The organism is Paraburkholderia sp. MM5496-R1, assembly GCF_050436205.1.
Taxonomy (GTDB): Bacteria; Pseudomonadota; Gammaproteobacteria; order Burkholderiales; family Burkholderiaceae; genus Paraburkholderia; species Paraburkholderia tuberum.
Map to the genome: position 1 here is coordinate 3135293 of NZ_JBNDLT010000002.1, position 23138 is coordinate 3158430.

A 23138-nucleotide genomic window follows, 5' to 3' on the forward strand; every position below is an offset into this window, starting at 1 on the left:
ATATCGGCTAAAGCTATTTGGAGAGTTCGAATGAACGCAGTCACCGACACCCCCGTGACCGAGATGCCGGCCCCCTTCGTCTTCACCGACGCAGCGGCTGACAAGGTCAAGCAACTGATCGATGAGGAAGGCAACCCGGAGCTCAAGCTGCGCGTGTTCGTGCAGGGCGGCGGCTGCTCGGGCTTCCAGTACGGCTTCACGTTTGACGAAGCGATCAACGAAGACGACACCGTGATGAACAAGAGCGGCGTCCAGCTGCTGATCGACTCGATGAGCTACCAGTACCTGGTCGGCGCAGAGATCGACTACAAGGACGACATCAACGGCGCGCAGTTCGTCATCAAAAACCCGAACGCGAGCACGACCTGCGGTTGCGGTTCGTCGTTCTCGGTCTGAGCGGACAGGCTCTTCGTGCCACAGTGAAAACGGTGCCTCGGCGCCGTTTTTTTATTGTTTTCGCGCCGCAGAGGCAACCCGCGACGTCAAGAGGCGTGGGTTTGTTCGCATCTGCCTTTTCTCAGCGCGGATAAATAGCCCCCAACACCCGCTCCGCGGATGCCCCGGTCACGCTTGGCAGACTGCCCGGCAGACGCGCGATGCAGCGCATCGCGAGCCACGCGAACGCGAGCGGCTCGACCTGGCTCGGCGGCACGCCGAGCGCGTCGGTCGTCATCACGGGCACGCCGCTTACGCCGCTGTCTTCGAGCGCCTGCTGCAACGCCTTCATGATCTCCGGATTGCGCGCGCCGCCGCCGCACACGTACACGGCCCGCGCATCGGATGCATGCCGCTCAATCTCGCGCGCGACCGTCACCGCGGTCAGCGCGACGAGCGTCGCCTGTACGTCGGCTGCTGCGAGCGCGGAGAACGGCTCGAGCTTCGCATCGAGCCATGCGGTGTTGAACAGATCGCGGCCGGTGCTCTTGGGCGGCTGCTCTGCGAAGAATGGTTCGTCGAGCAACGCGTTCAGCAGCTTGCGATCGACCTGGCCACTCGCCGCGAAATGACCGTTTTCGTCGAATGGCTTGCCGAGCTGGCGCTCGGCCCACGCGTCGAGCAGCGCGTTCGCCGGCCCGCAGTCGAAGCCGCGCACGCCGCCGGTCGCGTTCAGGATCGTGATGTTGCTGATTCCGCCAAGATTGCAGACGACGCGCGTTTCGTCCTTCCGCACCGAAGATCGTCGCGTGAAAAGCGGGCACGAGCGGCGCGCCCTGGCCGCCTGCCGCGACGTCGCGGCTGCGGAAATCGGCGACCACGTCGATATGCAGCATTTCCGCGAGCAGCGCCGGGTTGTTGATCTGTCGCGTGTACCCCTTTTCCGGCCGATGCCGCACGGTCTGCCCATGCACGCCGATCGCACGGACGTTATCGGCCGATACGCGGCTGTCGCGCAGCAGATCGTGGCAGCACACCGTGTAGCGCGTCGCGAGCGCGTTGGCGGCGAGCGCCTCGCGCTCGATCTCGTTGTCCCCCGGCTGTTGCAGCGCGAACAGCGCTTCGCGGATGCCGGCCGAAAAGCCGACGAACGCTTCGGCCAGCACCTCGGGCGGCTTCCCATTGGCAAACCGGACGGCCACGCCGTCCACACCGTCCATGCTGGTTCCCGACATCAGTCCGAAATAGATGCCGTCTGCGGGATCTTGCGTCACGTCGCTGCTCCTGTCGATGTTCATTCCGATTTGTTGTAGCAGATTATCGGCGCAAACGGCGAAGGTGACGCGAGCCGCAACGAATTGGCCCGTCGCGGGGCCGTGCGGGGCGCGTGAGAGGGCGCGGCGGCGCGCATCTATGGGACAATCCTGTTTTTTCGCGACTTCACGTTTCCAGCATGAGCACCGAGTCCACCCAGCCCAATCCCGCTTCCGCCTTCCCGATCACCGACGAAGTCCGTCACGCGCTCGCCGTGACCAGGCGCGGCGTCGACGAACTGCTGATCGAAGACGAATTCGCGCAAAAGCTCGCGCGCAGCGCGGCGACGGCCAAGCCGCTGCGCATCAAGCTCGGGCTCGATCCGACTGCGCCCGACATCCACATCGGCCACACGGTCGTGCTGAACAAGATGCGCCAGTTGCAGGACCTCGGCCACACGGTGATTTTCCTGATCGGCGACTTCACGTCGCTGATCGGCGACCCGTCCGGGCGCAACGCGACCCGCCCGCCGCTCACGCGCGAGCAGATCGAATCGAACGCGAAGACCTATTTCGAGCAAGCCGCGCTCGTGCTCGATCGCGACAAGACCGAGATTCGCTACAACAGCGAATGGTCAATGCCGCTAGGCGCCGACGGCATGATCAAGCTTGCGTCGCGCTACACGGTCGCACGCATTCTCGAGCGCGAGGACTTCACGAAGCGCTTCCAGGGCGGCGTGCCGATCTCGATCCACGAATTCCTGTACCCGCTGATGCAGGGCTACGACTCGGTCGCGCTGAACGCGGACCTGGAGCTCGGCGGCACGGATCAGAAGTTCAACCTGCTGGTGGGTCGCGAGTTGCAGAAGCAGTACGGCCAGGAGCAGCAGTGCATCCTGACGATGCCGCTGCTCGAAGGGCTCGACGGCGTCGAGAAGATGTCGAAGTCGAAGAACAACTACATCGGCATCAGCGAAAAGCCGACCGACATGTTCGGCAAGCTGATGAGCATCTCCGACACGCTGATGTGGCGGTACTTCGAACTGCTGTCGTTCCGTCCGATGGACGAAATCGCCGGCTTCAAGCGCGAGGCCGACGCGGGCCGTAATCCGCGCGATTTCAAGGTGATGCTCGGCCAGGAAATCGTCGCGCGTTTCCACTCGCAGGCGGACGCCGAACGCGCGCTCGAGGACTTCAACCATCGCGCGAAGGGCGGCGTGCCCGACGACATCCCGGCCGTGACGCTCGCGGGCGCACCGCTCGCGATCGGCCAGTTGCTGAAGCAGGCGAACCTCGTACCGTCGACGAGCGAGGCGCTGCGCAACATCGAGCAAGGCGGCGTGAAGATCGACGGCACCGCGGTGTCCGACAAGGGCCTGAAGGTCGAAGCGGGCGAGTACGTCGTGCAGGTCGGCAAGCGCCGTTTCGCGCGCGTGACGCTGACGGCGTGATCGCGCTGATCCAACGCGTGCGGCGCGCCGAAGTGCGCGTCGCCGATCGCGTGACCGGCGCGATCGACGCGGGCCTGCTCGCGCTCGTCTGCGCGGAGCGCGGCGACACCGAGGCCACGGCCGACAAGCTGCTCGCCAAGGTGCTCGGTTACCGCGTGTTCAGCGACGCGGCCGGCAAGATGAACCTGTCAGTGCAGAATCTCGACGGCGCCGGACGCGCGGGCGGGCTGCTGCTCGTGTCGCAGTTCACGCTCGCTGCCGATACCAACAGCGGCCTGCGCCCGAGCTTCACGCCGGCCGCGCCGCCCGACGAGGGCAAGCGCCTGTTCGACTACTTCGTCGCGGCCGCGCGCGCGAAGCATCCGATCGTCGAGACTGGCGAGTTCGGCGCGGATATGCAGGTGTCGCTCGTCAACGACGGGCCGGTCACGTTCTGGTTGCAGACCAACGCGTAAAAGAACGCAAACGTTCGAGCCCGCCGTCGCCGCAGGCGGGCCGTGCCGCTGCTTTTTGCGACAATAGTCGCTCGACACAACCGCGAACGGCACCTCTCTCTCATGACGACGCAGATCCTGTTTATCCGGCACGGCGAGACCGACTGGAACCGCATCAAGCGCATTCAAGGCCACATCGACATTCCGCTCGCGACGACCGGCGTCGCGCAGGCGCGACGTCTCGCGCGGCGCCTCGCCGACGAGGCGAAGCAGGGCGCGCGGCTCGACGCGATCTATTCGAGCGACTTGCAGCGCGCGCAGCAGACCGCGCAGCCGATCGGCGAGGCGCTCGGCCTGCCGCTGCAGCCGCGCGAGAACTTGCGCGAGCGCTCGTACGGCGCGTTCCAGGGCCATGACAGCGACGAGATCGCGCTGCGTTTCCCCGACGAATACGCGCAGTGGCAAACCCGCGATCCTGGCTTCGCGCCGCCCGAGGGCGAGTCGCACCGCGTGTTCTACCACCGCATCGTGCATGCGATCGAGCCGCTCGTCGCCGCGCATCCGGGCGGGCGCATCGCCTGTGTCACGCATGGCGGGGTGCTCGACTGCGTGCGCCGCTTTGCAACCGGCATGCGGCTCGACGCACCGCGCGACTACCCCCTGCTGAACACCAGCCTGAACGTCGTGGATTACGGGGACGGTCGCGCGACGATCGTGTCGTGGGCGGACGTAACGCATCTCGACGCGGGCAGCGCCGACGATGATGGTTTCAGGAAGGGACCGGGGCGGTAAGCAAAGGCGGGCTATGGCCCGAGACGCGTGCCGCAATCAATCCTGCTCCCGCACCGCCGCCGCCGCGCGGCGCCGAGCCCGCTTCGATACCCCATTGACCAGCGCCCAGCGGATCACCGGCGCGACGAACCGCACGCCAGGCCGCGCGAAGGTTCGACGCAGCGCCGCGTGGCGATTCAAGCCGAGCATCGTCTGCGCCCAGTCGGGCAACAGATCGACCCCCGCGTTGAGCATTAGCGTGCCAGCGGGCCGCATCGCGAAGCTCGGTGCCGGCGCGTTCATCAGAATCCTCACGACTTCGCGCGTGCGCTCGCTCGCGACGAGCGCGGGCCGCATCGCGAGCAGGTACGCCTCGATCTCGGCGCGCGAGCGCGGAATATCGACGGCGCCGAGCATTTCCGCGATGCGCGCGGTTTCCGCGAAGTATTGATCCTGCGCCGCGACGGACAGCACCGGATTCACATAGCGCAGATGCGCGGTCATGAAGCTCGACACTTCCGCGACGTGCACCCACGTCAGCAGCGCGGGCTCGCTCGCGCGATACGACTGGCCGTCCGGTGCGACGCCGGTCACGTCGAGATGAATGCGCTTCACGCGCTCGATCAGCGCGAGCGCATCGTTCTTGCTGCCGTACGTTGTGCCGGCGATGAACGTCGCCGTGCGACGCAGCCGGCCCAGGATGTCGGTGCGAAAGCTCGAGTGATCCCAGACGCCCGCGAGCGCGAGCGGATGCAGCGCCTGAAGCAGCAGCGCGCTGATGCCGCCGGTCATCATCGACGCGAAGTCGGCGTGGACCTTCCAGCAGACGGAGTCCGGCCCGAACAGACCGGGGTCGCCCGGCGGCGACGTGTAGTCGAGCACCGGTCCGCTGCCGGTCGTCAGATGCGTGACGCCGGCGGCGAGCTTCGAGCGCAGGCGGTGGGTGAGGCGCTGCGTGACATTGCCGGACGGGTCGCCGGCGGGATTGACAGGTGAACGGTTGGAAGGGCCGGGTTGCTGGGTCTGGTCTGACATCCTGGTCGGCCTCGTCGCGTGACTCAGTTCGTGGAATCCCACAGACCCGGCCGCGCGCTCGCCGAATCCGGCGCGGCCAGTCCGAAATGCCGGTACGTGAGCAGCGTGGCGATGCGGCCGCGCGGCGTGCGCTGCAGGAAGCCCTGCTGGATCAGATACGGCTCGAGCACGTCTTCGATCGTGTCGCGCTCCTCGCCGATTGCCGCCGCGAGATTGTCGACACCAACCGGGCCGCCGTCGAACTTGTACAGGATCGCTTCGAGCAGCTTGCGGTCCATGAGGTCGAAGCCGACCGCGTCGACGTCGAGCATGCTGAGCGCGGCGTCGGCCACCTGCGCGGTGATGTTGCCGTCGGCCTTCACTTCGGCGAAGTCGCGCACGCGCCGCAGCAAGCGGTTCGCGATACGCGGCGTGCCGCGCGCGCGACGGGCGATTTCGAACGCGCCGTCCGGATGGATCTGCGCGCCGAGCAGCGCGGCCGAACGCGTGACGATGCGCGTGAGCTCCTCGGCGTTATAGAACTCGAGTCGCGCGACGATGCCGAAGCGGTCGCGCAGCGGATTGGTCAGCATACCCGCGCGCGTGGTCGCGCCGACCAGCGTGAACGGCTGCAGATCGAGCTTCACGCTGCGCGCGGCCGGCCCTTCGCCGATCATGATGTCGATCTGATAATCCTCGAGCGCTGGATACAGGATTTCCTCGACGACCGGCGAGAGCCGGTGGATTTCGTCGATGAAAAGAACGTCGTTGGCTTCGAGATTGGTCAGCAGCGCGGCGAGGTCGCCGGCGCGTTCGAGCACCGGCCCCGACGTTTGCCGCAGATTGACGCCCATCTCGCGCGCGATGATGTGCGCGAGCGTGGTCTTGCCGAGGCCCGGCGGCCCGAACAGCAGCACGTGGTCCAGCGATTCGGAACGGCGCTTCGCGGCCTCGATGAAGATTTCGAGCTGGCCGCGCACTTTCTCCTGCCCGACATATTCGTCGAGCTGACGCGGGCGCAGCGCGCGCTCGAACGCTTCTTCGTTCGGCGACACGGGCGTGGCCGCAATGATGCGCTCGGCGGCGAGTTTGTCGGTTTCGATCATGCGGTCATTGTACCGCGCGCGGCTTGGCGCTTAGCCCTTCGACAGCGCCTTCAACGCGAGCTTGATGCCCTCGGACACGCCCGTACCGGCCGGCACGTTCTTGATTGCCGCGAGCGCTTCTTTTTCCGAGTAGCCGAGCGCGAGCAGCGCATTGAGGATGTCGGAGGCGTGGTCGGATGGCGACGCGGCGCCCGCCATCGCGCCGAGGTCGGCGCCGAGCTTGCCCTTCAGTTCGAGCAGCAGCCGCTCGGCGGTCTTCTTGCCGATGCCCGGTACACGCGTGAGGCGCGCGGCGTCCTGCATCGTGACGGTCTGCGCGAGTTCCGCGACGCTCATGCCCGACAGCACCGCGAGCGCCATGCGCGCGCCGATGCCGGAAATCTTCAGCAGCTCGCGGAACGTCGAGCGTTCCTGCGCGGTGCCGAAGCCGTACAGCAGATGCGCGTCCTCGCGAACGATCATCTGCGTGAGCAGCACGATGCGCTCGCCGGTCGACGGCAGGTTGTAGAAGGTGTTCATCGGCACGTCCACTTCATAGCCGACGCCGTTGCAGTCGACGAGCAGATGCGGCGGATTTTTTTCCAGCAGAACGCCGGCAATGCGACCGATCATGGCGGATTAGTTTTCAGAGTCGGATGGGAAAGCGCGAGTGTAGCGCAGCGGATCGGCGGCGCGGGGCATAGTTGCGCTAGCCGACCAGACGCCCGCGCCGCACGCGCAACCCCTTCTTCGCGAGCGCCGGTGCGATGCCGCCAAGCGTGCTCAGCGTCGAGCCGCCGTGCGCGTGGCAGATGGCCATGCCGAGCGCGTCGGCGGCGTCGGTGCCGGGCACGCCCGCCAGGCTCAGCAGCCGCACGACCATCTGCTGCATTTGCTCCTTGGTCGCGCGGCCATAGCCGACCACCGACTGCTTCAGCTGCAGCGCGGTGTATTCGGCGACCGGCACGCCGCCCGCGACGAGCCCGCAGATCGCGGCGCCGCGCGCCTGGCCGAGCAGCAGCGTCGACTGCGGATTGACGTTGACGAAGACTTTTTCGATGGCCGCCTGATCCGGCGCGTGCTCGCGGATCAGCGTCGAGATGCCCGCGAAGATGGTGCCGAGCCGCGACGGCAGATCGGCGTCGGCGGTGCGGATCACGCCGCTCGCGACGTAGCTCAGTGTATGGCCGTGTTGTTCGATCACGCCAAAGCCGGTCACGCGCAGGCCGGGGTCGATGCCGAGAATTCTCATGAGGTGCCGCACAAGCGATAAAAACCAGGTGCCTGCGATACTACAACGAACGCGGCGCGCGGCGACCCGCTGGCAGCATGCTTAGCGGAATAAAAGCTGCTAAAGGCTTTGCGCAAGGAGGGCGATCGGGAATGGAGCGCTACCGCAATCTCAGCGGCGACTCGGGTGTCGACGCTTACGAAATCGGCGACGATTTCATCAAGGTGCGCTTTCGGCCGGGCGTCGTGTATTGGTACACAGAGGCAAGTGTCGGCGCCGAACATGTCGCGGTGCTGAAGCGTCTCGCGCGGCGGGGCCGGGGTTTGGGCACGTACATCAGCCAGCATGCGCAGGTGCGGGACGGTTATGCGCGCAAAGAGCCGGACGATTGAACGCGTCGCCGCGAAACAAAAGGCCCGGCGGGACAACCCGCCGGGCCTGTCTTGCGGCTACCGAACTTCAGCCGATCAATGACGGAAGTGACGCACGCCAGTCAGCACCATCGCGATGTTGTGCTCGTCGGCGGCGCTGACCACTTCGTCGTCGCGCACCGAGCCGCCCGGCTGGATCACGCAGGTCGCGCCTGCCGCGACGACCACGTCGAGACCGTCGCGGAACGGGAAGAACGCGTCCGATGCGACCGCCGAACCGGCCAGCCTCAGACCGGCGTTCTGCGCCTTGATGCTCGCGATGCGCGCCGAGTCCACGCGGCTCATCTGACCCGCGCCGACGCCGAGCGTCATACCGTTCGCGCAGAACACGATCGCGTTCGACTTCACGTACTTCGCGACTCGCCATGCGAACAGCAGGTCGTCCATTTCCTTCGGCGTCGGATGACGCTTCGTGACGACGCGCAGTTCGCGCGGCTGCACGTTCTTCGAGTCGAGCGACTGCACGAGCAGACCGCCGCCGACGCGCTTCAGATCGAACGTGTTATGGCCTTCGCCCAGCGTGATTTCGAGCAGACGCACGTTCTGCTTCGCCGCGAACACCTGACGCGCTTCGGCGCTGAACGACGGCGCGATCAGCACTTCGACGAACTGCTTCGCCACCGCTTGCGCGGTCGCTTCGTCGACTTCACGGTTGAACGCGATGATGCCGCCGAACGCCGAGGTCGGATCGGTCTGGAATGCTTTCGAATACGCTTCGTGAGCGTCCGCGCCGACCGCGACGCCGCACGGATTCGCGTGTTTGACGATCACGCAGGCCGGCACGTCGAAGGTCTTCACGCATTCCCACGCAGCGTCGGAGTCGGCGATGTTGTTGTACGACAGTTCCTTGCCCTGCAACTGGTTGTAATTCGCGAGCGCGCCGGCCGGCACCGCCAGGTCGCGGTAGAACGCCGCGCTCTGATGCGGGTTTTCGCCGTAGCGCAGGTCCTGCACCTTGTCGAACGCCATGTTGAAGGTAGCCGGGTACTCGTTGCGCGACGAATGCTGCAACTCGTCGGTCAGGCTCGTCAGGTAGTTCGTGATCGCGCCGTCGTATTGCGCGGTGTGCGCGTACACCTTGGTCGCGAGGCGGAAGTTCGTCTTGTACGACACCGTGTTGCCGTTCGAGCGCATTTCGTCGAGCACGACCGCGTAGTCGGCCGGATCGACCACCACCGTCACGTCGCGGTGATTCTTCGCGGCCGAGCGCAGCATCGTCGGGCCGCCGATGTCGATGTTCTCGATCGCGTCCTCGAGCGAGCATTCTTCCTTCGACACGGTCTGCACGAACGGGTACAGGTTCACGACCAGCAGGTCGATGGTCGGAATGTCGTGCTTCTCGAGCGCGGCCATGTGCTCGGGCAGGTCGCGGCGCGCGAGGATGCCGCCGTGCACCTTCGGATGCAGCGTTTTCACGCGCCCGTCGAGCATTTCCGGGAAACCCGTGTAGTCGGCGACTTCGGTGACGGACAGGCCCGCGTCCGCGAGCAGTTTCGCGGTGCCGCCGGTCGACAGGATCTTGATGCCGAGGTCCGACAGCGATTTGGCGAAGTCGACGATGCCGGACTTGTCGGAAACGGAGATGAGCGCTTGCTTGATCATGATGAAGACGAAAAGCCGAAGGGAAACGTGGCAGGGCGCGAGAAACTACGACGCGCTACAGCAAACCGTGTTGTTGCAGCTTCTTGCGCAGCGTATTGCGGTTGATGCCGAGATACTCGGCGGCCAGCGACTGGTTGCCGCCGGCCTGCTCGAGCACCACTTCGAGCAAGGGTTTTTCCACGCATGAAATGACCATGTCGTAGACGTCGTGCGGATTGGAGCCGTCGAGATCCTGGAAATACACGTCCAGGCTGTCGCGGACAGATTGTTCGATGTTGTTCTTGCTCATGCTGCCAGTCGGTCGGAGTTGTCCTCGCTCTCGCTGTCGAGCCCGGGGTTGCCGGGCGCTTCGTCGACGTAGACGAGGCGGTCTGAGATCGCCTTTTGCGCGTCAAAGAACTCGTTGACGGCGAGGAGTTGTTCGCGCGTGGTGTCCAGCGTATTCATGCGATGCCGGAACAGGTTGGCGCCGGAAAGGCCGCGAGTGTACCAGCCGATGTGCTTGCGCGCAGTGCGGACACCGGTAAATTCCCCGTAAAAAGCGTAGTGATCTTCGAGATGTTCGTTCATCACCTGCTGGATTTCGTCGATGCGCGGCGGCGGCAGCAACTCGCCCGTTTGCAGGAAATGCTCGATCTCGCGGAACAGCCACGGACGCCCCTGCGCGGCGCGCCCGATCATGATCGCGTCCGCGCCGGTCGCGGCGAGCACCTCGCGCGCTTTTTGCGGCGACGTGATGTCGCCGTTCGCGACGACCGGAATGCGCACCGCCGCCTTTACCGCGGCGATGGTTTCGTACTCGGCGTCGCCGTGGTACAGGTCCGCGCGCGTGCGGCCGTGCACGGTCAGCATCGAAATGCCCGCTGCTTGCGCGAGACGCGCGACGTTCAGCGCGTTTTTGTTCTCGCGATTCCAGCCGGTGCGGATTTTCAGCGTGACGGGCACCGCGTCGGGCCCGACGCCGACCGCGTTCACGACGGCCTCGACGATGCGCTGCACGAGCGGTTCGTTTTGCAGCAGCGCCGAGCCGGCCGCGACGTTGCAGACCTTCTTGGCTGGGCAGCCCATGTTGATGTCGATGATCTGCGCGCCGTTCGCGACGTTGTAGCGGGCGGCTTCGGCCATCATCTCCGGGTCCGCGCCGGCGATCTGCACCGCGATCGGCTCGACCTCGCCTTCGTGGTTCGCGCGGCGCATGGTCTTTTCGCTCTTCCACAGCTGCGCGTTCGACGCGACCATTTCCGACACCGCATAGCCCGCGCCGAGCCGTTTGCACAGCTGGCGGAACGGTCGGTCGGTCACGCCGGCCATCGGGGCGACGAACAGGTTGTTACGCAGATTGTGGGGGCCGAGAGGGGGCATGGCGTGAGCGCGCGCCGACGACGGGCCAGGATTTGACAATCGTGACAGCCGGCGCAGCGCGAAATGCGAGGGAAAACCGCTATTTTAGCGTTAACGGGTTGCCGGGACTCGCGAACCGAGTCTCGTAACCCGTTAAATCTTCTATGAAAGTCGCCCGGCTCATAGAACCGCGCAGCGATTTCTCGCGCTTAACGGCGCTGGCCGAACATCATCTGCCGGGCGAGCGCGGTTTTGACCGGCGGCACGAATTCGAGTGCGGTCAGGGCGAGGCCGCGCAGTACCGCGAGCGGCGCGAAGTCGACGGTAAAGAGGCGCGCGAGCGTGTCGGTCGAGCCGATCGTCAGGCGCCGGTCGAGCGCGCGGCGTTGCGCGAAGGTGGCGAGCGCGAGCGGGGTCGGGCCTTCGGCCGACAGCGCGTCGACGAGCGCGTGCGCATCGCGCAAGCCCAGATTGAGGCCCTGGCCGGCTACTGGATGCAACGTCTGCGCCGCATTGCCGATCGCGACGATGTGGCCGTTCACCAGCGTATCGACCGTGTTGAGACCAAGCGGGAACGACGCGCGACCCTTGATGTCCGTAAAGCGGCCCATGCGGTTGCCGAACGCGGCGTCGAGCTCGCGCAGGAACGCTTCGTCGGAAAGCTCCGCGCGGCGCGCGGCTTCGTCGGGCGCGCAGCACCAGACGAGCGCGTAGTCGGCACCACGCACGCCACCCATCGGCAGTAGCGCGATCGGACCTTGCGACGTGAAGCGCTCCCATGCGACGTGCGGCTGCGGCGCGGACACGGTGACCGTGCCGACCAGCGCGGTCTGGCCATAGTCGCGCGAGCCGGCGCTGTTTTTACCGATGTCGCGTGCGCCGGCGTATTCGTCCGTGGCGCGGCTCGGATTTTTCGCGTGCTTCTGGTCACCGAACAGGCCGCCCTCGGCGTTGACCAGAATCCGCGTGCGCAACCGGCGCGCGACGCCCGCGGTTTCGATCGGCAGCGTGACGCCGTCGAGCTCCTGAACCGGCGCGCCGGCCGAGGTCGAGCGGAACCAGTGGACCGGCGTCGCATGCACGGCGTCGGCGAGGCCGTGCACGATCGAGCCATAGCGCAGCACGTAGCCGAGCGCGGGCAGGCCGTGCTCGCGATGATCGATCAGCGTGCGGCCGAAATGACCGCGTTGCGACACGTGGATGCGCTCGATCGCGGTGGCGTCGGCGGGCCAGCGCAGCGGCTCGAGGATCATCCGGCTGCCGTGCGAGACCGCGATCGCGCGCGGATCGGCGATCGAGTCTTCCGGCTCGCGCGCGTCGACGAGCGCGATCTTCAGCTCGCGCGTCACGCTGCGGCGCGCGAGCCAGCCGGCGAGCGCGAGGCCGACCGGCCCGGCGCCGACGATCGTCACGTCGAAATCGAACCCCTGCTGGTGGGAGGCGGGCCTCAGGATCACCGCCGAGGGAGATGCTTCGTTCATCGCGGATCAGGTCCTCTGTTGATGCGACGCTTGATGGAGGGCTCGTGCTTCCTGCATCAGCGCCTCGATCTCGTCGGCGGCGACCGGCACGTTGCGCGTGATCAGCTCACAGCCGGTCGGCGTCACGATCGCGTCGTCCTCGATGCGGATGCCGATGTTCCAGTAGCGTTCGGGCACACCCTCGGCCGGGCGGACGTACAAGCCCGGCTCGATCGTCAGCGTCATCGACGCGCGCAGCGTGCGCCACGGCAGCACGCCCGCTTCGTCGCGCGGCGCGCCGCGCTCGCGGTAGTCGCCGCAGTCGTGCACGTCCATGCCGAGCCAGTGGCCGGTGCGGTGCATGTAGAACGGCACGTAGGCGCGCTCGGCGATCACGTCGTCGACCGAGGCGAACTTCGCGCGCGGCACGATGCCGGTGTCGAGCAGCCCCTGCGACAGCACGCGCAGCGCGGCCTGATGCGGATCGTCGAAGCTCGCACCGGCGCGCGTCGCATCGGCGGCGGCCTGCTGCGCTGCCAGCACGATGTCGTACAGCTCGCGCTGCGCCGGCGTGAAACGCCCGCTCGCCGGAAACGTGCGCGTGATGTCGGACGCGTAGCCGTCGAGTTCGCAGGCCGCGTCGATCAGGATCAGGTCGCCGTCGCGCGCGATCGCGTTGCCGGCCGGGTAGTGCAGCACGCACGCGTTCGCGCCAGCCGCGACGATCGACGTATAGGCCGGCGCCTGCGCGCCAAACTTGCGGAACGTGTAGAGCAGTTCGGCCTCGAGTTCGTACTCGCGGATACCGGGCCGGCACAGCGCCATCGCGCGACGATGCGCGGCCGCCGAAATCTGTCCGGCGCGGCGCATGATCGCGAGTTCGTGGTCGTCCTTGACGAGCCGCATCTCGTCGAGCAACGGCAGCAGGTCGCGCGCGGCCGTGGGCGCGACGGTGCCGCCACGGCTTTGCGCGCGCACCGCGTCGAGCCAGCCGCGCACCTGCTCGTCGAAATGCGCCGAGGTGCCGAACGCGTAGTGCAGCGCCGGCTTGTCGGCGATGATGCGCGGCAGCTGCGTGTCGAGTTCGCCGATCGGGAACGCGGCGTCGAGCCCGAATGCTTCGCGCGCGCCCTCGGGGCCGAAGCGGAAGCCTTCCCATGTCTCGCGCTCGACGCTTTTCTCGCGGCAGAACAGCATCGACGCGGGCGCGCCGGGCGCGGCGCTGGCATCGAGCACCAGCAGCGCTTCGGGCTCGGTGAAGCCGGTCAGATAATAGAAGTAGCTGTCGTGGCGGTACGGGTAGTCAGTGTCGCGGTTGCGCAGCGCTTCCGGCGCGGTCGGGACGATGGCGACGCCGCCGCCCGCGGCGCGCAGCGCGGCGAGAACGCGCTCGCGGCGCGTGCGGTAGACGTCGATGGCGATGGTGGGTTCGGTCGGCTGGTTCATCGTGCGATTGTAGCGCCGCGATTCTCCTGGCCCCATTCTCCGCGCACGACATTGACTCGCTTTGTGCGGCTCCGGACGGCGCGGCGGACGCCGTCATGTTGCAATCCGTCCACAGCGGCTCGGCGGGCGGTTCGCGAAGATGGCGCCAGCACGCTCGCGGAAGCCTTAGACCACTTATACTTTCGCCGGATTCAGAAAAAGGCAGAAGGTCATGATGAAACTCATCGGTTCGTTCGGCAGCCCGTTCGTGCGCAAAGCACGCATCGTGCTCGCCGATAAGAAGATCGACTACGAACTGGTGCCCGAGAACGTCTGGGCGCCGGATACCCGGATTCACACCTTCAATCCGCTCGGCAAGGTGCCGTGCCTCGTGATGGAAGACGGCGAGGCCGTGTTCGATTCACGCGTGATCTGCGAGTACGTCGATACGCTGTCGCCGGTCGGCAAGCTGATTCCGCCGTCGGGGCGCGAGCGCGTCGCAGTGCGCTGCTGGGAAGCGCTCGCCGACGGCATGCTCGACGCGGCCGTGCTGATCCGTCTCGAAGGCACGCAACGCGCGCCCGAGCAGCGCGTGGACGCGTGGCTCGCGCGGCAGCAGCGCAAGATCGACGAAGCGCTGATCGCGATGTCGCAAGGGCTCGGCAGCAAGCCGTGGTGCGCGAGCAATCACTACACGCTGGCCGACATCGCGGTGGGCTGCGCGCTCGGCTATCTGGACTTCCGTATGCCGGAACTGAACTGGCGCGAATCGCATCCGAATCTGGACAAGCACTTCCAGAAGCTGTCGCTGCGGCAGTCGTTCATCGATACGGTGCCGAAGGATTGATGAAGCTCGAACGAGCATGAAAAAAATGCGCCTGCATGTCAGGCGCATTTTTTTGCGGGTGTCGTGCCTTTGGCGTCGGCGTTACCGCTTGCCGTTGCGTCGTCGCGCGAGCCCCGGTCCGAACGCGAAACCGAACGCGAGCAGCAGCGCCGACACCGCGAGCACCGTGTTGTTGCCGCTCGTCACGTAAGGCGTGTAGCCTGAGGTGCCTTGCACGCGCACGTCGAGCGAACCGACCGTGTAGGGCGTCAGGCGCCCGATCACGCGGCCGTTCGCGTCGATCGCGGCGGTGATGCCGGTGTTGGTTGCGCGCAGCATCGGCCGGCCGGTTTCGAGCGAGCGCATGCGCGCGATCTGCAGATGCTGGTCGAGCGCGATCGTGTCGCCGAACCACGCGAGATTGGTCGAGTTGATCAGCACGCCGGCGGGCGTCGCATTCTCGCGCAGCGTGCGCGCGATCTCCTCGCCGAAGATGTCCTCGTAGCAGATGTTCACCGCGACCGGCTGGTTATGCACCATGAACGGCTTTTGTACCGGCGGGCCGCGGAAGAAATCGCCGAGCGGAATGTTCATCAGGTTCACGAACCAGCGGAAGCCCCACGGCACGAATTCGCCGAACGGTACCAGATGGTGCTTGTCGTAGCGATAAATCTCGTGCGAGCCGGGCGTGACGCCGAACAGGCTGTTGGTGTAGTCGACCACCCGGCCGTCCGGCGTGATCGTGCCGCCGATCGCGCCGAACAGCAGCGCGCTGCCGGTCGAATCCGTGAACTGGCGGATCGCGGCCGCGAAGTTCGGCGGAAGCTGCTGCGCGAGCACGGGGATTGCGGTTTCCGGCGTGACGATCAGATCGGCCGGCTTCGACGTGATCATCTGCTGATACTCGTCGACCGCCGCGCGCAAGCCGGCTTCCTCGAACTTCATCTCCTGCTTCACGTTGCCTTGCAACAGCCGCACCGACAGCGCCGCGTTGGCGGGCGTGGTCCACTGCACGAGCGGCAGCAGCAGGCCGATCACGAGCAGCGCGAGCGCGACGCCAGCAGGCACGACGATGGGGGCGATGCGCGTGCCGCGGCCCCGCGCGGCGCGACCGCCGGCGGCATCAGCGGCGCTGGCGTTCGGCTCGAGCGATTCATTCGCACGCCCGGAGCGCCACGACGGCAGCAGCGCCAGCAACGCCTGCACGATCAACGCGGCCGTCAGCGCAACCATCCAACCGACGCCATATACGCCGACCACCGGCGCAAACCCCGCCAACGGGCCGTCGACCTGCGCATAACCGCTGGCGAGCCACGGAAAGCCGGTGAACACCGTGCCGCGCAGCCATTCGCCGATCGCCCACGCGCTCGCAAAGGCGAGCGCGCCGTGCCAGGTCGGCGAGAATGGTGCGCGCTCGTCGGCCGCGCCGTTGCGCGCATGGCCCGCGCAGAACGACCACACCCCCGCGGCGAGCGCCGGATAGACCGCGAGATACAGGCAGAACAGCACGAGCGCCGTGCCGGCGAGCGGTGCCGGCATGCCGCCGTAGTAGTGCATGCTCACATACAGCCACCAGACCCCGCTCACGAAGTTGCCGAAGCCGAACGCGCCGCCCGTCAGCGCGGCGCTTTTCCAGCCGGTGCTGCGCGTGAGCCACGCGAAGAACAACACGAAGATCGCGAGTTGCAGCCAGCCGCCATGCGGCGTCGGCGCGAACGACAGCGTATTGGCCGCGCCCGCGGCCAGGGCGACGAGGTAGTGCCAGCGCGGCAGCGCGCGGCTGCGTGTGCCGTCTTCGGTGGGAGCGGGAGCGGGGGCGCTCACGCCGCGGTGCGAACGGGAAGTGATCGGGTCGGCCATTGTTGCGCGGTCGGCGTCGGTAGTTGAAAGGGCAACTCAGTAGGCAAACGAGTTGGCAAATGCGTCGGCAATGAAAGCGCGCGGGCGCTCAGGCCGTGCATCGGCCCGAGCCGCCGGCTCAGGTCTGCGCGTGCTGTGACTCGCGCTCGCGCTCGCCCGCGAGCGGGTCGCGGCGCACCAGCAGCATGTGGATCTGGCGGGCGTCGCCGCGCAGGATCTCGAAGATCAGGTCGTCGAGGCGGACTTTCTCGCCCCGATGCGGCACCCGGCCGAAGTGATGCGTGACCAGCCCGCCGATCGTGTCGACCTCGTCGTCCGAATAATGCGTGCCGAAGGTGTCGTTGAACTGCTCGATCTCGGTCAGCGCGCGCACGCGGAAGCGTCCGTCCGGCGAAGCGATGATGTTGCCGCTCTCCTCGTCGAAATCGTATTCGTCCTCGATGTCGCCGACGATCTGCTCCAGTACGTCTTCAATCGTGATCAGGCCCGCGACGCCGCCGTACTCGTCGACGACCACCGCGAGGTGGTTGCGGTTCACGCGAAAGTCGTGCAGCAGCACGTTCAGCCGCTTCGACTCGGGGATGAACACGGCAGGGCGCAGCATGCCGCGCACGTCGAACTCTTCTTCGGCGTAGTAGCGCAGCAGATCTTTCGCGAGCAGCACGCCGATGATGTTGTCGCGATTGCCCTCGTAGACCGGATAGCGCGAATGCGCCTTGTCCAGCACGTAGGGGATGAATTCAGCGGGATTGTCCGCGATGTTGATCGCGTCCATTTGCGCGCGCGGCACCATGATGTCGCGTGCGCTCAGTTCCGACACCTGGAACACGCCTTCGATCATCGACAGCGAGTCGGCGTCGATCAGGTTGCGTTCGTGCGCGTCCTGCAGAATTTCCAGAAGTTCGGCGCGCGAGTCGGGCTCGGGCGAGATGAAGTCGGTCAGGCGCTCGAGCAGCGTGCGCTTTTCCTGCGGTTTGTCGAGTTGACGTCCGGTATGGCGTCGACTGGGATACGTGTCGTTCATGGTAGTGCGCCCGGCGAGACTGGGCGCGCTGTTGCAGAGCGTTAAGGATACACCAGGCGCATGGCGGAACCGTGTCCCGCCGGGCCCGGCGATGAGCGAAGCCAGGGTGAAACGGCCCCGCCGCGACGGCGGAGCGTGGAATCATCCTAACCGATTACGCGGGCAAAAGCGCTCGCTGGCAAAAAAGTCGCGGGTGGGGTTTTCGCCGAGATGCGGCGGTCACACGGCCGGCTTGCAGCGCGCGAGCAGCGCTTCGAGCGCGCGGTCCGGCATGCCGCTTTCGCGCAGCGCGTGCACGGTGCGGCTCACGTAGTCGAAGGTCGTGCCGTAGCGGCCGCTCGCACAGCCCAGCACGGTCTGGATGATGTCGTCGCGCAGCTTGCCGGTGTAGCTCGGCACGTCGCGGCGCATCACGAATGCGAGCGCGTCGACGCGCCGGCCGTCCGCGAGCACGCACGGCAGCCACGCGGGACGGTACGAGCCCATCGGCATTTCGCGGCGCCACAGTGCTTCGAGATGCGGCCTCGAGCCATCGGCCGCGAGCCGGAAAGCCATGCCGGTGCACGAGCCGCCGCGATCGAGCGCGAGCACGAGGCCGGGCTGCTCTGGCGTGCCGCGATTGACTCGCGACCACAGATAGAGTCCGCGGTGATAGCCGTGCACCTTCGAGCGCATCGCCTCGACGGTCGGCAGGCCCGGGTTCCAGATCAGCGAGCCATAGCCGAACAGCCACAGATCGCTTTGGCGGTCCCAGCCGCGCAACGTGGATTCGAGCGACGCGCGCAGTTCGTCGTCCGTCAGGAGCCGCGAGTCGCCGAGCACCGGCGGGTAGTCCGGACAGCGCACGGGGATATCGGCTTCGGGGGACGGAGTGCTCACGGTGGGTTCGGGCGGGCTGGCGTCGAGGAGGGGCGGAACGCCTATTGGTAAGGGTCCGGAAAGCCGAGCTTGCCGAGGATTTCGGTTTCGATCGCTTCCATTTCCTCGGCTTCTTCTTCGACCTCGTGGTCGTAGCCCTGTGCATGCAGCGTGCCGTGCACGAGCAGGTGCGCGTAATGCGCGGCGAGCGGCTTGCCCTGCTCGGCGGCTTCCTTCTCGACCACCGGGCAGCACAGAATCAGATCGCCCGTGACCGGATCATCTTCCGATTCGGCATAGGCGAAGGTCAGCACGTTGGTCGCGTAATCCTTGCCGCGATAGGTGCGATTCAGCGTGCGGCCTTCTGCGGCGTCGACGAACCGAACCGCCAGTTCGCCGTCCGCGAACAGCGCCGCCTTGATCCAGCCGGCCACCGTCGCGCGCGGCAGCAGCGCCTTGTGTTCCGGCCAGGCTTTGGCGGCGGGGAATTGCAGGCTCAACGTCAGCTTCGGGGTGCGGCTCATGCGGTTTCTATGCGTGGCATTCCTGGCTCAGTCTTTTTTTTGCGGCGAGGCGACGCGGGCCTCGCGCTGCGAAGCGCATCGCTTTAGCGCGGATCGACCGCGGCCGGCGACTTCTGCGCATGCGCATCGTACGCCTCCACAATTCGCGCGACCAGCGGATGCCGCACCACGTCCGCGCTCGTGAAACGCGTGAGCGCGATGCCGCGCACGTTCGCGAGCACCTGCTGCGCTTCGATCAGCCCGCTCTTCTGGCCGCGCGGCAGATCGACCTGGGTCGTGTCGCCGGTGACGACCGCCTTCGAGCCGAAGCCGATTCGCGTGAGGAACATCTTCATCTGCTCGGGCGTGGTGTTCTGCGCCTCGTCGAGGATGATGAACGCGTGATTCAGCGTGCGGCCGCGCATGTATGCGAGCGGCGCGATTTCGATCATCTGCCGCTCGAACATCTTCGCGGTTTTGTCGAAGCCGAGCAGGTCGTACAGCGCGTCGTAGAGCGGGCGCAGATACGGATCGACTTTCTGCGCGAGATCGCCCGGCAAAAAGCCGAGCCGCTCGCCCGCCTCGACGGCCGGGCGCGTCAGCACGATGCGTTTGACCTGGTCGCGCTCGAGCGCGTCGACCGCGCAGGCCACCGCGAGATAGGTCTTGCCGGTGCCGGCGGGGCCGACGCCGAACGTGACGTCGTGCGACACGATCTGCTTCAGGTACTCGCGCTGCGCCGGCGTGCGGCCGCGCAGATCCGCGCGTCGCGTGTACAGCTTCGGGCCGTATTCCTCGAAGTCGTCCTCGCTCGCAGTGGCGTCGGCGGGCTGGTCGAACGGGTGATCGGGATTGCCGGCGAAGTGCGCGTCGACGGTGTCGCCATTGCCATTGCCGTTGCCATTCGAACGATGACGCACCGGATGACGCACTTCGATGAGCGCGAGCTGGATGTCGTCGACCGACAAAGGCTCGCGCGCGTTGTTGTAGAAGTTTTCGAGCGCGGTGAGCGCGAGCTTCGCGCCGCGCCCGCGGATCGCGATGCGGTGGCCGCGGCGCTGCAGGGTCACGTCGAGCGCCTGCTCGATCTGCCGCAGATTTTCGTCGAGCGGTCCGCAGAGGTTGGCGAGCCGCGCATTATCTTCGCGCGGTGCGGTGAATTCCAGAGGCTGCTGAGTGGTCTTCAAGGCGGTGAGTCGATCCTGTCGGTTGCGGTACTCAGAATGTCGTTCAATGCGTCGTCGCGGCGCTGTCGTCGTGAACCATCACGAGTTCACCACGCAGCGAGTGCGGATACGCGTGCACGATCTTCACGTCGACCATCTGACCGATCAGCCGTGCATGCGACGCGACCGGCGCCGGGAAATTGACGACGCGGTTGTTCCCGGTGCGGCCCGCGAGCTCGTTCGGGTCCTTGCGCGCCGGGCGCTCGACCAGAATGCGTTCGACCTTGCCGACCATCGCGTCGCTGATGCGCTGCACGTTCTCTTCGATCGTGGCCTGCAGATGTTGCAGGCGCTTGAGCTTCACCTCGCGCGGCGTGTCGTCGTGCAGGTTCGCGGCCGGCGTACCGGGACGCGGGCTGTAGATGAACGAGAAGCTCGTGTCGTACTTCATCTCTTCGACGAGCGCCATCATCTTCGCGAAGTCTTCCTCGGTCTCGCCGGGGAAGCCGACGATCATGTCCGTCGACAGCGACAGGTCCGGGCGAATCGCGCGCAGCTTGCGGATCACCGACTTGTACTCGAGCACGGTGTAGCCGCGCTTCATCGCCATCAGGATGCGGTCGGAGCCGTGCTGCACCGGCAGATGCAGGTGGCTGACGAGCTTCGGCACCTTCGCGTAGGTGTCGATCAGGCGCTGCGTGAACTCCTTCGGATGCGACGTCGTGTAGCGGATCCGTTCGATGCCGGGGAGGTCCGCGACGTATTCGATCAGCGTCGCGAAGTCGGCGATCTCGGTCGAACCCACGGTCGGCGCGCCGCCGAATTTTCCACGATAAGCGTTCACGTTCTGACCGAGCAGCGTGACTTCGCGCACGCCCTGGTCGGCGAGGCCGGCGATTTCGGTCAGCACGTCGTCGAGCGGACGCGACACTTCCTCGCCGCGCGTGTACGGCACGACGCAGTAGCTGCAGTACTTGCTGCAGCCTTCCATGATCGACACGAACGCGCTCGGACCTTCGACGCGCGCCGGCGGCAGGTGATCGAACTTCTCGATTTCGGGAAACGAAATATCGACCTGCGCGCGGCCGCTTGCGCGGCGCTCGTCGATCATCTGCGGCAGGCGGTGCAGCGTTTGCGGACCAAACACGATATCGACGTACGGCGCGCGCGCGATGATCGATGCGCCTTCCTGACTCGCGACGCAGCCACCCACGCCAATGATCAGATTCGGATTCGCGTCCTTCAGCTCGCGTACGCGGCCGAGGTCGGAGAAGACTTTTTCCTGCGCTTTTTCGCGCACCGAGCAGGTATTGAACAGGATCACGTCGGCGTCTTCCGGCGTGTCGGTCTTGACGAGTCCTTCAGCGGCACCGAGCACGTCGACCATCTTGTCGGAGTCGTACTCGTTCATCTGGCAGCCAAAGGTCTTTACATAAACTTTCTTGGTCATCGAATTTCGCCGGTCGCAGTGGTTAACCTGGGGGCGTCGTAAAAAGGTGAAGGAGGCCGCGGCGCGGGGCAGCGCGGCGCGTGATGGCCAGCTTGAGCGTGTCTTTGCAGCGTAACTGCATATTATAGCCCTTCACGCAACGGGGGTTTCGGCGCTCATTGGCCGGTCCGGCGGCAGTCCCAGCAGGCTTTCCAGTTCATCCGACACCTGCGCGAAGCGCTCGGCGAGGAAATCGAGCAGCACGCGCACGCGCGGCGCCATGAAGCGATTGCGGTGATACAGCGCGTGCAGCGGCGCATCGGGGTAGCGCCATTCCGGCAGCAGGATCTTCAGGCGGCCGGCGCGCAGGTCCGCTTCCACGTCCCACATCGATTTGATCGCGATGCCGTAGCCGCGCAGCGCCCATTCGCGCGCGACCGCGCCGTCGTTGGTTTCGCGCGCCGCTTCGAACGGCACGCTGTAGTGCTGCACCTCGTCACCGCGCGTGAAGCGCCATTCGCTGGCCGGCCCCGATGCGGTGCCGAGCACGATGCAGTCGAAATTGGCGAGGTCGAGCGGGTCCTTCGGCTCGCCGCGACGCCCGACGTATGCCGGTGATGCGCACAGCACCCGCCGGTTCGGCGCGAGCCGGCGCGCGACCAGCGAGCTGTCCTGCGGCACGCCGAAGCGGATCGCCAGATCGATGTCCTCCTGCACGAGATTGGCCAGCGCATCCGACAGCGTCAACGCGAACGTCACGTCCGGGTACAGCGCGTTGAACTCGTCGAGCCAGTGCATCAGCAGGTTGCGGCGTGCTGTCGCTCGCGGGCATCAGCGCGCTGGTGCCGAACCGCCACGACACCGGCCCGGCCGGCCTCGCCCACGAAGTGCGCGTGCTGCAAGACCCGCAAGTGTGGAGCGCCCTCGCGATGACGGTGCTCGGCTTCGGGGGTGTGTTCGTCGTGTTCACCTATATCGCACCGATCCTCGAGCAGGTGAGCGGTTTTTCGCCGCGCGGCGTGACGCTGATCCTCGTGCTGTTCGGCGTGGGCCTGACGGTCGGCAACATGGTCGGCGGCAAGCTTGCGGACCGCGCGCTGATGCCGTCGCTGATGGGCATTCTCGCCGCGCTCGCGGTCGTGATGGCGATCTTCGCGCGCACCGGCCATTCGCAAGCGGCTGCCGCGATCACGGTGTTCGTGTGGGGCATCGCGGCGTTCGCGACGGTGCCCCCGTTGCAGATGCGCGTGGTCGAGAAGGCGGCCGCCGCGCCGAATCTCGCGTCGACGCTGAACATCGGCGCGTTCAACGTCGGCAATGCGGCGGGTGCGTGGCTCGGCGGTCTCGTGATCAATCACGGTCACGCGCTCGATACCTTGCCGTGGGTCGCGGCCGCGGTCAGCGTCGCCGCGCTGCTGCTGACGTGGTTCGCGGCGCGCATGGATGCGCCGGCGCGCGCGCTCGCGCAAAGCGCGTGAGTCGTCAGTTGCTTGCCTCCGCCATGCTGATAACAGTGTGAAGATAACTTCGTTGGGCGCGGCGAAAGCCGATGCTATCTTGCTTCCACTTACTGCTCTTGCGCCGCCTGGCGGCGCTCTG

General features: G+C 66.4%; 21 protein-coding genes and 3 pseudogenes. 7 read left to right on the forward strand and 17 right to left on the reverse strand.

Translation table 11 applies throughout. The features are described 5' to 3' along the window. Positions 1 to 30: 30 nt before the first annotated feature. Positions 31 to 396, forward strand: a complete 366-nt coding sequence (gene erpA, locus OKW38_RS21545) for an iron-sulfur cluster insertion protein ErpA (protein ID WP_027198818.1) — start codon at positions 31 to 33, stop codon at positions 394 to 396. 121 nt (positions 397 to 517) lie between these two features. On the opposite strand, the pseudogene OKW38_RS21550 reads toward erpA, so the two are convergent. Further along, positions 518 to 1649 (reverse strand): annotated as a pseudogene (locus tag OKW38_RS21550) (anhydro-N-acetylmuramic acid kinase). A 179-nt stretch (positions 1650 to 1828) separates the two neighbouring features. Here OKW38_RS21550 and tyrS point away from each other — a divergent pair. The 3 genes from tyrS to OKW38_RS21565 all read left to right on the forward strand — a co-directional run bounded on the left by tyrS (position 1829) and on the right by OKW38_RS21565 (position 4305). Then, on the forward strand, positions 1829 to 3079 hold the full coding sequence (gene tyrS / locus OKW38_RS21555) for a tyrosine--tRNA ligase (protein ID WP_187609963.1): 1251 nt from the start codon (positions 1829 to 1831) through the stop codon (positions 3077 to 3079). Further along, positions 3076 to 3534: a D-aminoacyl-tRNA deacylase gene (gene dtd / locus OKW38_RS21560; protein ID WP_184022941.1), complete on the forward strand. Its 459-nt coding sequence runs from the start codon at positions 3076 to 3078 to the stop codon at positions 3532 to 3534. The genes tyrS and dtd overlap by 4 nt, the downstream gene beginning before the upstream one ends. A gap of 102 nt (positions 3535 to 3636) precedes the next feature. Next, the gene (locus OKW38_RS21565) at positions 3637 to 4305 is read left to right on the forward strand and encodes a histidine phosphatase family protein (RefSeq protein ID WP_090801818.1); all 669 of its coding nucleotides are present in this window, start codon (positions 3637 to 3639) and stop codon (positions 4303 to 4305) included. A 36-nt stretch (positions 4306 to 4341) separates the two neighbouring features. Here OKW38_RS21565 and OKW38_RS21570 read toward each other — a convergent pair whose 3' ends face one another. The 4 genes from OKW38_RS21570 to ruvC all read right to left on the reverse strand — a co-directional run bounded on the left by OKW38_RS21570 (position 4342) and on the right by ruvC (position 7635). After that, positions 4342 to 5319, reverse strand: coding sequence for an oxygenase MpaB family protein (locus tag OKW38_RS21570; protein ID WP_429362970.1), 978 nt, complete (start codon positions 5317 to 5319; stop codon positions 4342 to 4344). Between the two features lie 23 nt (positions 5320 to 5342). Beyond that, positions 5343 to 6404, reverse strand: coding sequence for a Holliday junction branch migration DNA helicase RuvB (gene ruvB / locus OKW38_RS21575; RefSeq protein ID WP_184022944.1), 1062 nt, complete (start codon positions 6402 to 6404; stop codon positions 5343 to 5345). A gap of 30 nt (positions 6405 to 6434) precedes the next feature. After that, a complete protein-coding gene (gene ruvA / locus OKW38_RS21580) occupies positions 6435 to 7016 on the reverse strand; it encodes a Holliday junction branch migration protein RuvA (RefSeq protein ID WP_429362972.1) in 582 nt (193 codons plus the stop codon). 76 nt (positions 7017 to 7092) lie between these two features. Then, complete coding sequence (gene ruvC / locus OKW38_RS21585) at positions 7093 to 7635, reverse strand: crossover junction endodeoxyribonuclease RuvC (RefSeq protein ID WP_090801813.1); 543 nt, start codon at positions 7633 to 7635, stop codon at positions 7093 to 7095. A gap of 131 nt (positions 7636 to 7766) precedes the next feature. Here ruvC and OKW38_RS21590 point away from each other — a divergent pair, with 131 nt between their 5' ends. Beyond that, complete coding sequence (locus OKW38_RS21590; protein WP_018421774.1) at positions 7767 to 8006, forward strand: hypothetical protein; 240 nt, start codon at positions 7767 to 7769, stop codon at positions 8004 to 8006. 75 nt (positions 8007 to 8081) lie between these two features. On the opposite strand, the gene purH is transcribed toward OKW38_RS21590, so the two are convergent. The 5 genes from purH to OKW38_RS21615 form a co-directional block, all read right to left on the reverse strand. Further along, entirely contained in the window at positions 8082 to 9647 is a 1566-nt protein-coding gene (gene purH / locus OKW38_RS21595; RefSeq protein ID WP_429362974.1) for a bifunctional phosphoribosylaminoimidazolecarboxamide formyltransferase/IMP cyclohydrolase, read from the reverse strand. A 55-nt stretch (positions 9648 to 9702) separates the two neighbouring features. Beyond that, positions 9703 to 9936 (reverse strand): Fis family transcriptional regulator, encoded by a 234-nt coding sequence (locus OKW38_RS21600; RefSeq protein ID WP_008919619.1) that lies wholly within the window; start codon positions 9934 to 9936, stop codon positions 9703 to 9705. Continuing rightward, on the reverse strand, positions 9933 to 11009 hold the full coding sequence (dusB, locus tag OKW38_RS21605) for a tRNA dihydrouridine synthase DusB (protein WP_090801809.1): 1077 nt from the start codon (positions 11007 to 11009) through the stop codon (positions 9933 to 9935). The genes OKW38_RS21600 and dusB overlap by 4 nt, the downstream gene beginning before the upstream one ends. 188 nt (positions 11010 to 11197) lie before the next feature. Next, entirely contained in the window at positions 11198 to 12469 is a 1272-nt protein-coding gene (locus OKW38_RS21610; RefSeq protein ID WP_429362975.1) for a UbiH/UbiF/VisC/COQ6 family ubiquinone biosynthesis hydroxylase, read from the reverse strand. 6 nt (positions 12470 to 12475) lie between these two features. Next, complete coding sequence (locus OKW38_RS21615; RefSeq protein ID WP_429362976.1) at positions 12476 to 13894, reverse strand: aminopeptidase P N-terminal domain-containing protein; 1419 nt, start codon at positions 13892 to 13894, stop codon at positions 12476 to 12478. 211 nt (positions 13895 to 14105) lie between these two features. Here OKW38_RS21615 and OKW38_RS21620 point away from each other — a divergent pair, with 211 nt between their 5' ends. Then, positions 14106 to 14720 (forward strand): glutathione S-transferase C-terminal domain-containing protein, encoded by a 615-nt coding sequence (locus OKW38_RS21620; RefSeq protein WP_018421769.1) that lies wholly within the window; start codon positions 14106 to 14108, stop codon positions 14718 to 14720. Between the two features lie 81 nt (positions 14721 to 14801). Here OKW38_RS21620 and lnt read toward each other — a convergent pair whose 3' ends face one another. The 7 genes and pseudogenes from lnt to OKW38_RS21655 form a co-directional block, all read right to left on the reverse strand. Further along, entirely contained in the window at positions 14802 to 16559 is a 1758-nt protein-coding gene (gene lnt, locus OKW38_RS21625; RefSeq protein ID WP_429362977.1) for an apolipoprotein N-acyltransferase, read from the reverse strand. A gap of 118 nt (positions 16560 to 16677) precedes the next feature. Further along, positions 16678 to 17583 carry an HlyC/CorC family transporter gene (locus OKW38_RS21630; protein WP_090801803.1) on the reverse strand — a complete coding sequence of 302 codons (906 nt, stop codon included), beginning with the start codon at positions 17581 to 17583 and terminating at the stop codon, positions 16678 to 16680. A 219-nt stretch (positions 17584 to 17802) separates the two neighbouring features. Beyond that, a complete protein-coding gene (locus tag OKW38_RS21635) occupies positions 17803 to 18462 on the reverse strand; it encodes a gamma-glutamylcyclotransferase (protein ID WP_090801802.1) in 660 nt (219 codons plus the stop codon). Between the two features lie 41 nt (positions 18463 to 18503). After that, on the reverse strand, positions 18504 to 18965 hold the full coding sequence (ybeY, locus tag OKW38_RS21640) for an rRNA maturation RNase YbeY (protein ID WP_429335303.1): 462 nt from the start codon (positions 18963 to 18965) through the stop codon (positions 18504 to 18506). An 83-nt stretch (positions 18966 to 19048) separates the two neighbouring features. Then, positions 19049 to 20131 carry a PhoH family protein gene (locus OKW38_RS21645; RefSeq protein WP_090801798.1) on the reverse strand — a complete coding sequence of 361 codons (1083 nt, stop codon included), beginning with the start codon at positions 20129 to 20131 and terminating at the stop codon, positions 19049 to 19051. A 43-nt stretch (positions 20132 to 20174) separates the two neighbouring features. Further along, entirely contained in the window at positions 20175 to 21560 is a 1386-nt protein-coding gene (gene miaB, locus OKW38_RS21650) for a tRNA (N6-isopentenyl adenosine(37)-C2)-methylthiotransferase MiaB (protein WP_429362979.1), read from the reverse strand. Positions 21561 to 21692: 132 nt separating this feature from the next. After that, positions 21693 to 22349: pseudogene (locus OKW38_RS21655) on the reverse strand (substrate binding domain-containing protein); the annotation flags it as partial. Between OKW38_RS21655 and OKW38_RS21660 the strand changes: the two are divergent. Next, positions 22340 to 23017, forward strand: a pseudogene (locus tag OKW38_RS21660) (MFS transporter); the annotation flags it as partial. The pseudogenes OKW38_RS21655 and OKW38_RS21660 sit on opposite strands and share 10 nt — an antisense overlap. Between the last annotated feature and the right edge of the window lie 121 nt (positions 23018 to 23138).

Coding starts and splice junctions, on each gene's coding strand:
- ybeY (WP_429335303.1), bottom strand. CDS start 18,965: ATGAGCCGCACCCCGAAGCTGACGTTGAGCCTGCAATTCCCCGCCGCC.
- OKW38_RS21610 (WP_429362975.1), bottom strand. CDS start 12,469: ATGAACGAAGCATCTCCCTCGGCGGTGATCCTGAGGCCCGCCTCCCAC.
- OKW38_RS21620 (WP_018421769.1), top strand. CDS start 14,106: ATGATGAAACTCATCGGTTCGTTCGGCAGCCCGTTCGTGCGCAAAGCA.
- lnt (WP_429362977.1), bottom strand. CDS start 16,559: ATGGCCGACCCGATCACTTCCCGTTCGCACCGCGGCGTGAGCGCCCCC.
- OKW38_RS21630 (WP_090801803.1), bottom strand. CDS start 17,583: ATGAACGACACGTATCCCAGTCGACGCCATACCGGACGTCAACTCGAC.
- tyrS (WP_187609963.1), top strand. CDS start 1,829: ATGAGCACCGAGTCCACCCAGCCCAATCCCGCTTCCGCCTTCCCGATC.
- OKW38_RS21590 (WP_018421774.1), top strand. CDS start 7,767: ATGGAGCGCTACCGCAATCTCAGCGGCGACTCGGGTGTCGACGCTTAC.
- ruvA (WP_429362972.1), bottom strand. CDS start 7,016: ATGATCGGTCGCATTGCCGGCGTTCTGCTGGAAAAAAATCCGCCGCAT.
- OKW38_RS21615 (WP_429362976.1), bottom strand. CDS start 13,894: ATGAACCAGCCGACCGAACCCACCATCGCCATCGACGTCTACCGCACG.
- ruvC (WP_090801813.1), bottom strand. CDS start 7,635: ATGAGAATTCTCGGCATCGACCCCGGCCTGCGCGTGACCGGCTTTGGC.
- miaB (WP_429362979.1), bottom strand. CDS start 21,560: ATGACCAAGAAAGTTTATGTAAAGACCTTTGGCTGCCAGATGAACGAG.
- OKW38_RS21570 (WP_429362970.1), bottom strand. CDS start 5,319: ATGTCAGACCAGACCCAGCAACCCGGCCCTTCCAACCGTTCACCTGTC.
- erpA (WP_027198818.1), top strand. CDS start 31: ATGAACGCAGTCACCGACACCCCCGTGACCGAGATGCCGGCCCCCTTC.
- OKW38_RS21565 (WP_090801818.1), top strand. CDS start 3,637: ATGACGACGCAGATCCTGTTTATCCGGCACGGCGAGACCGACTGGAAC.
- OKW38_RS21600 (WP_008919619.1), bottom strand. CDS start 9,936: ATGAGCAAGAACAACATCGAACAATCTGTCCGCGACAGCCTGGACGTG.
- dusB (WP_090801809.1), bottom strand. CDS start 11,009: ATGCCCCCTCTCGGCCCCCACAATCTGCGTAACAACCTGTTCGTCGCC.
- ruvB (WP_184022944.1), bottom strand. CDS start 6,404: ATGATCGAAACCGACAAACTCGCCGCCGAGCGCATCATTGCGGCCACG.
- purH (WP_429362974.1), bottom strand. CDS start 9,647: ATGATCAAGCAAGCGCTCATCTCCGTTTCCGACAAGTCCGGCATCGTC.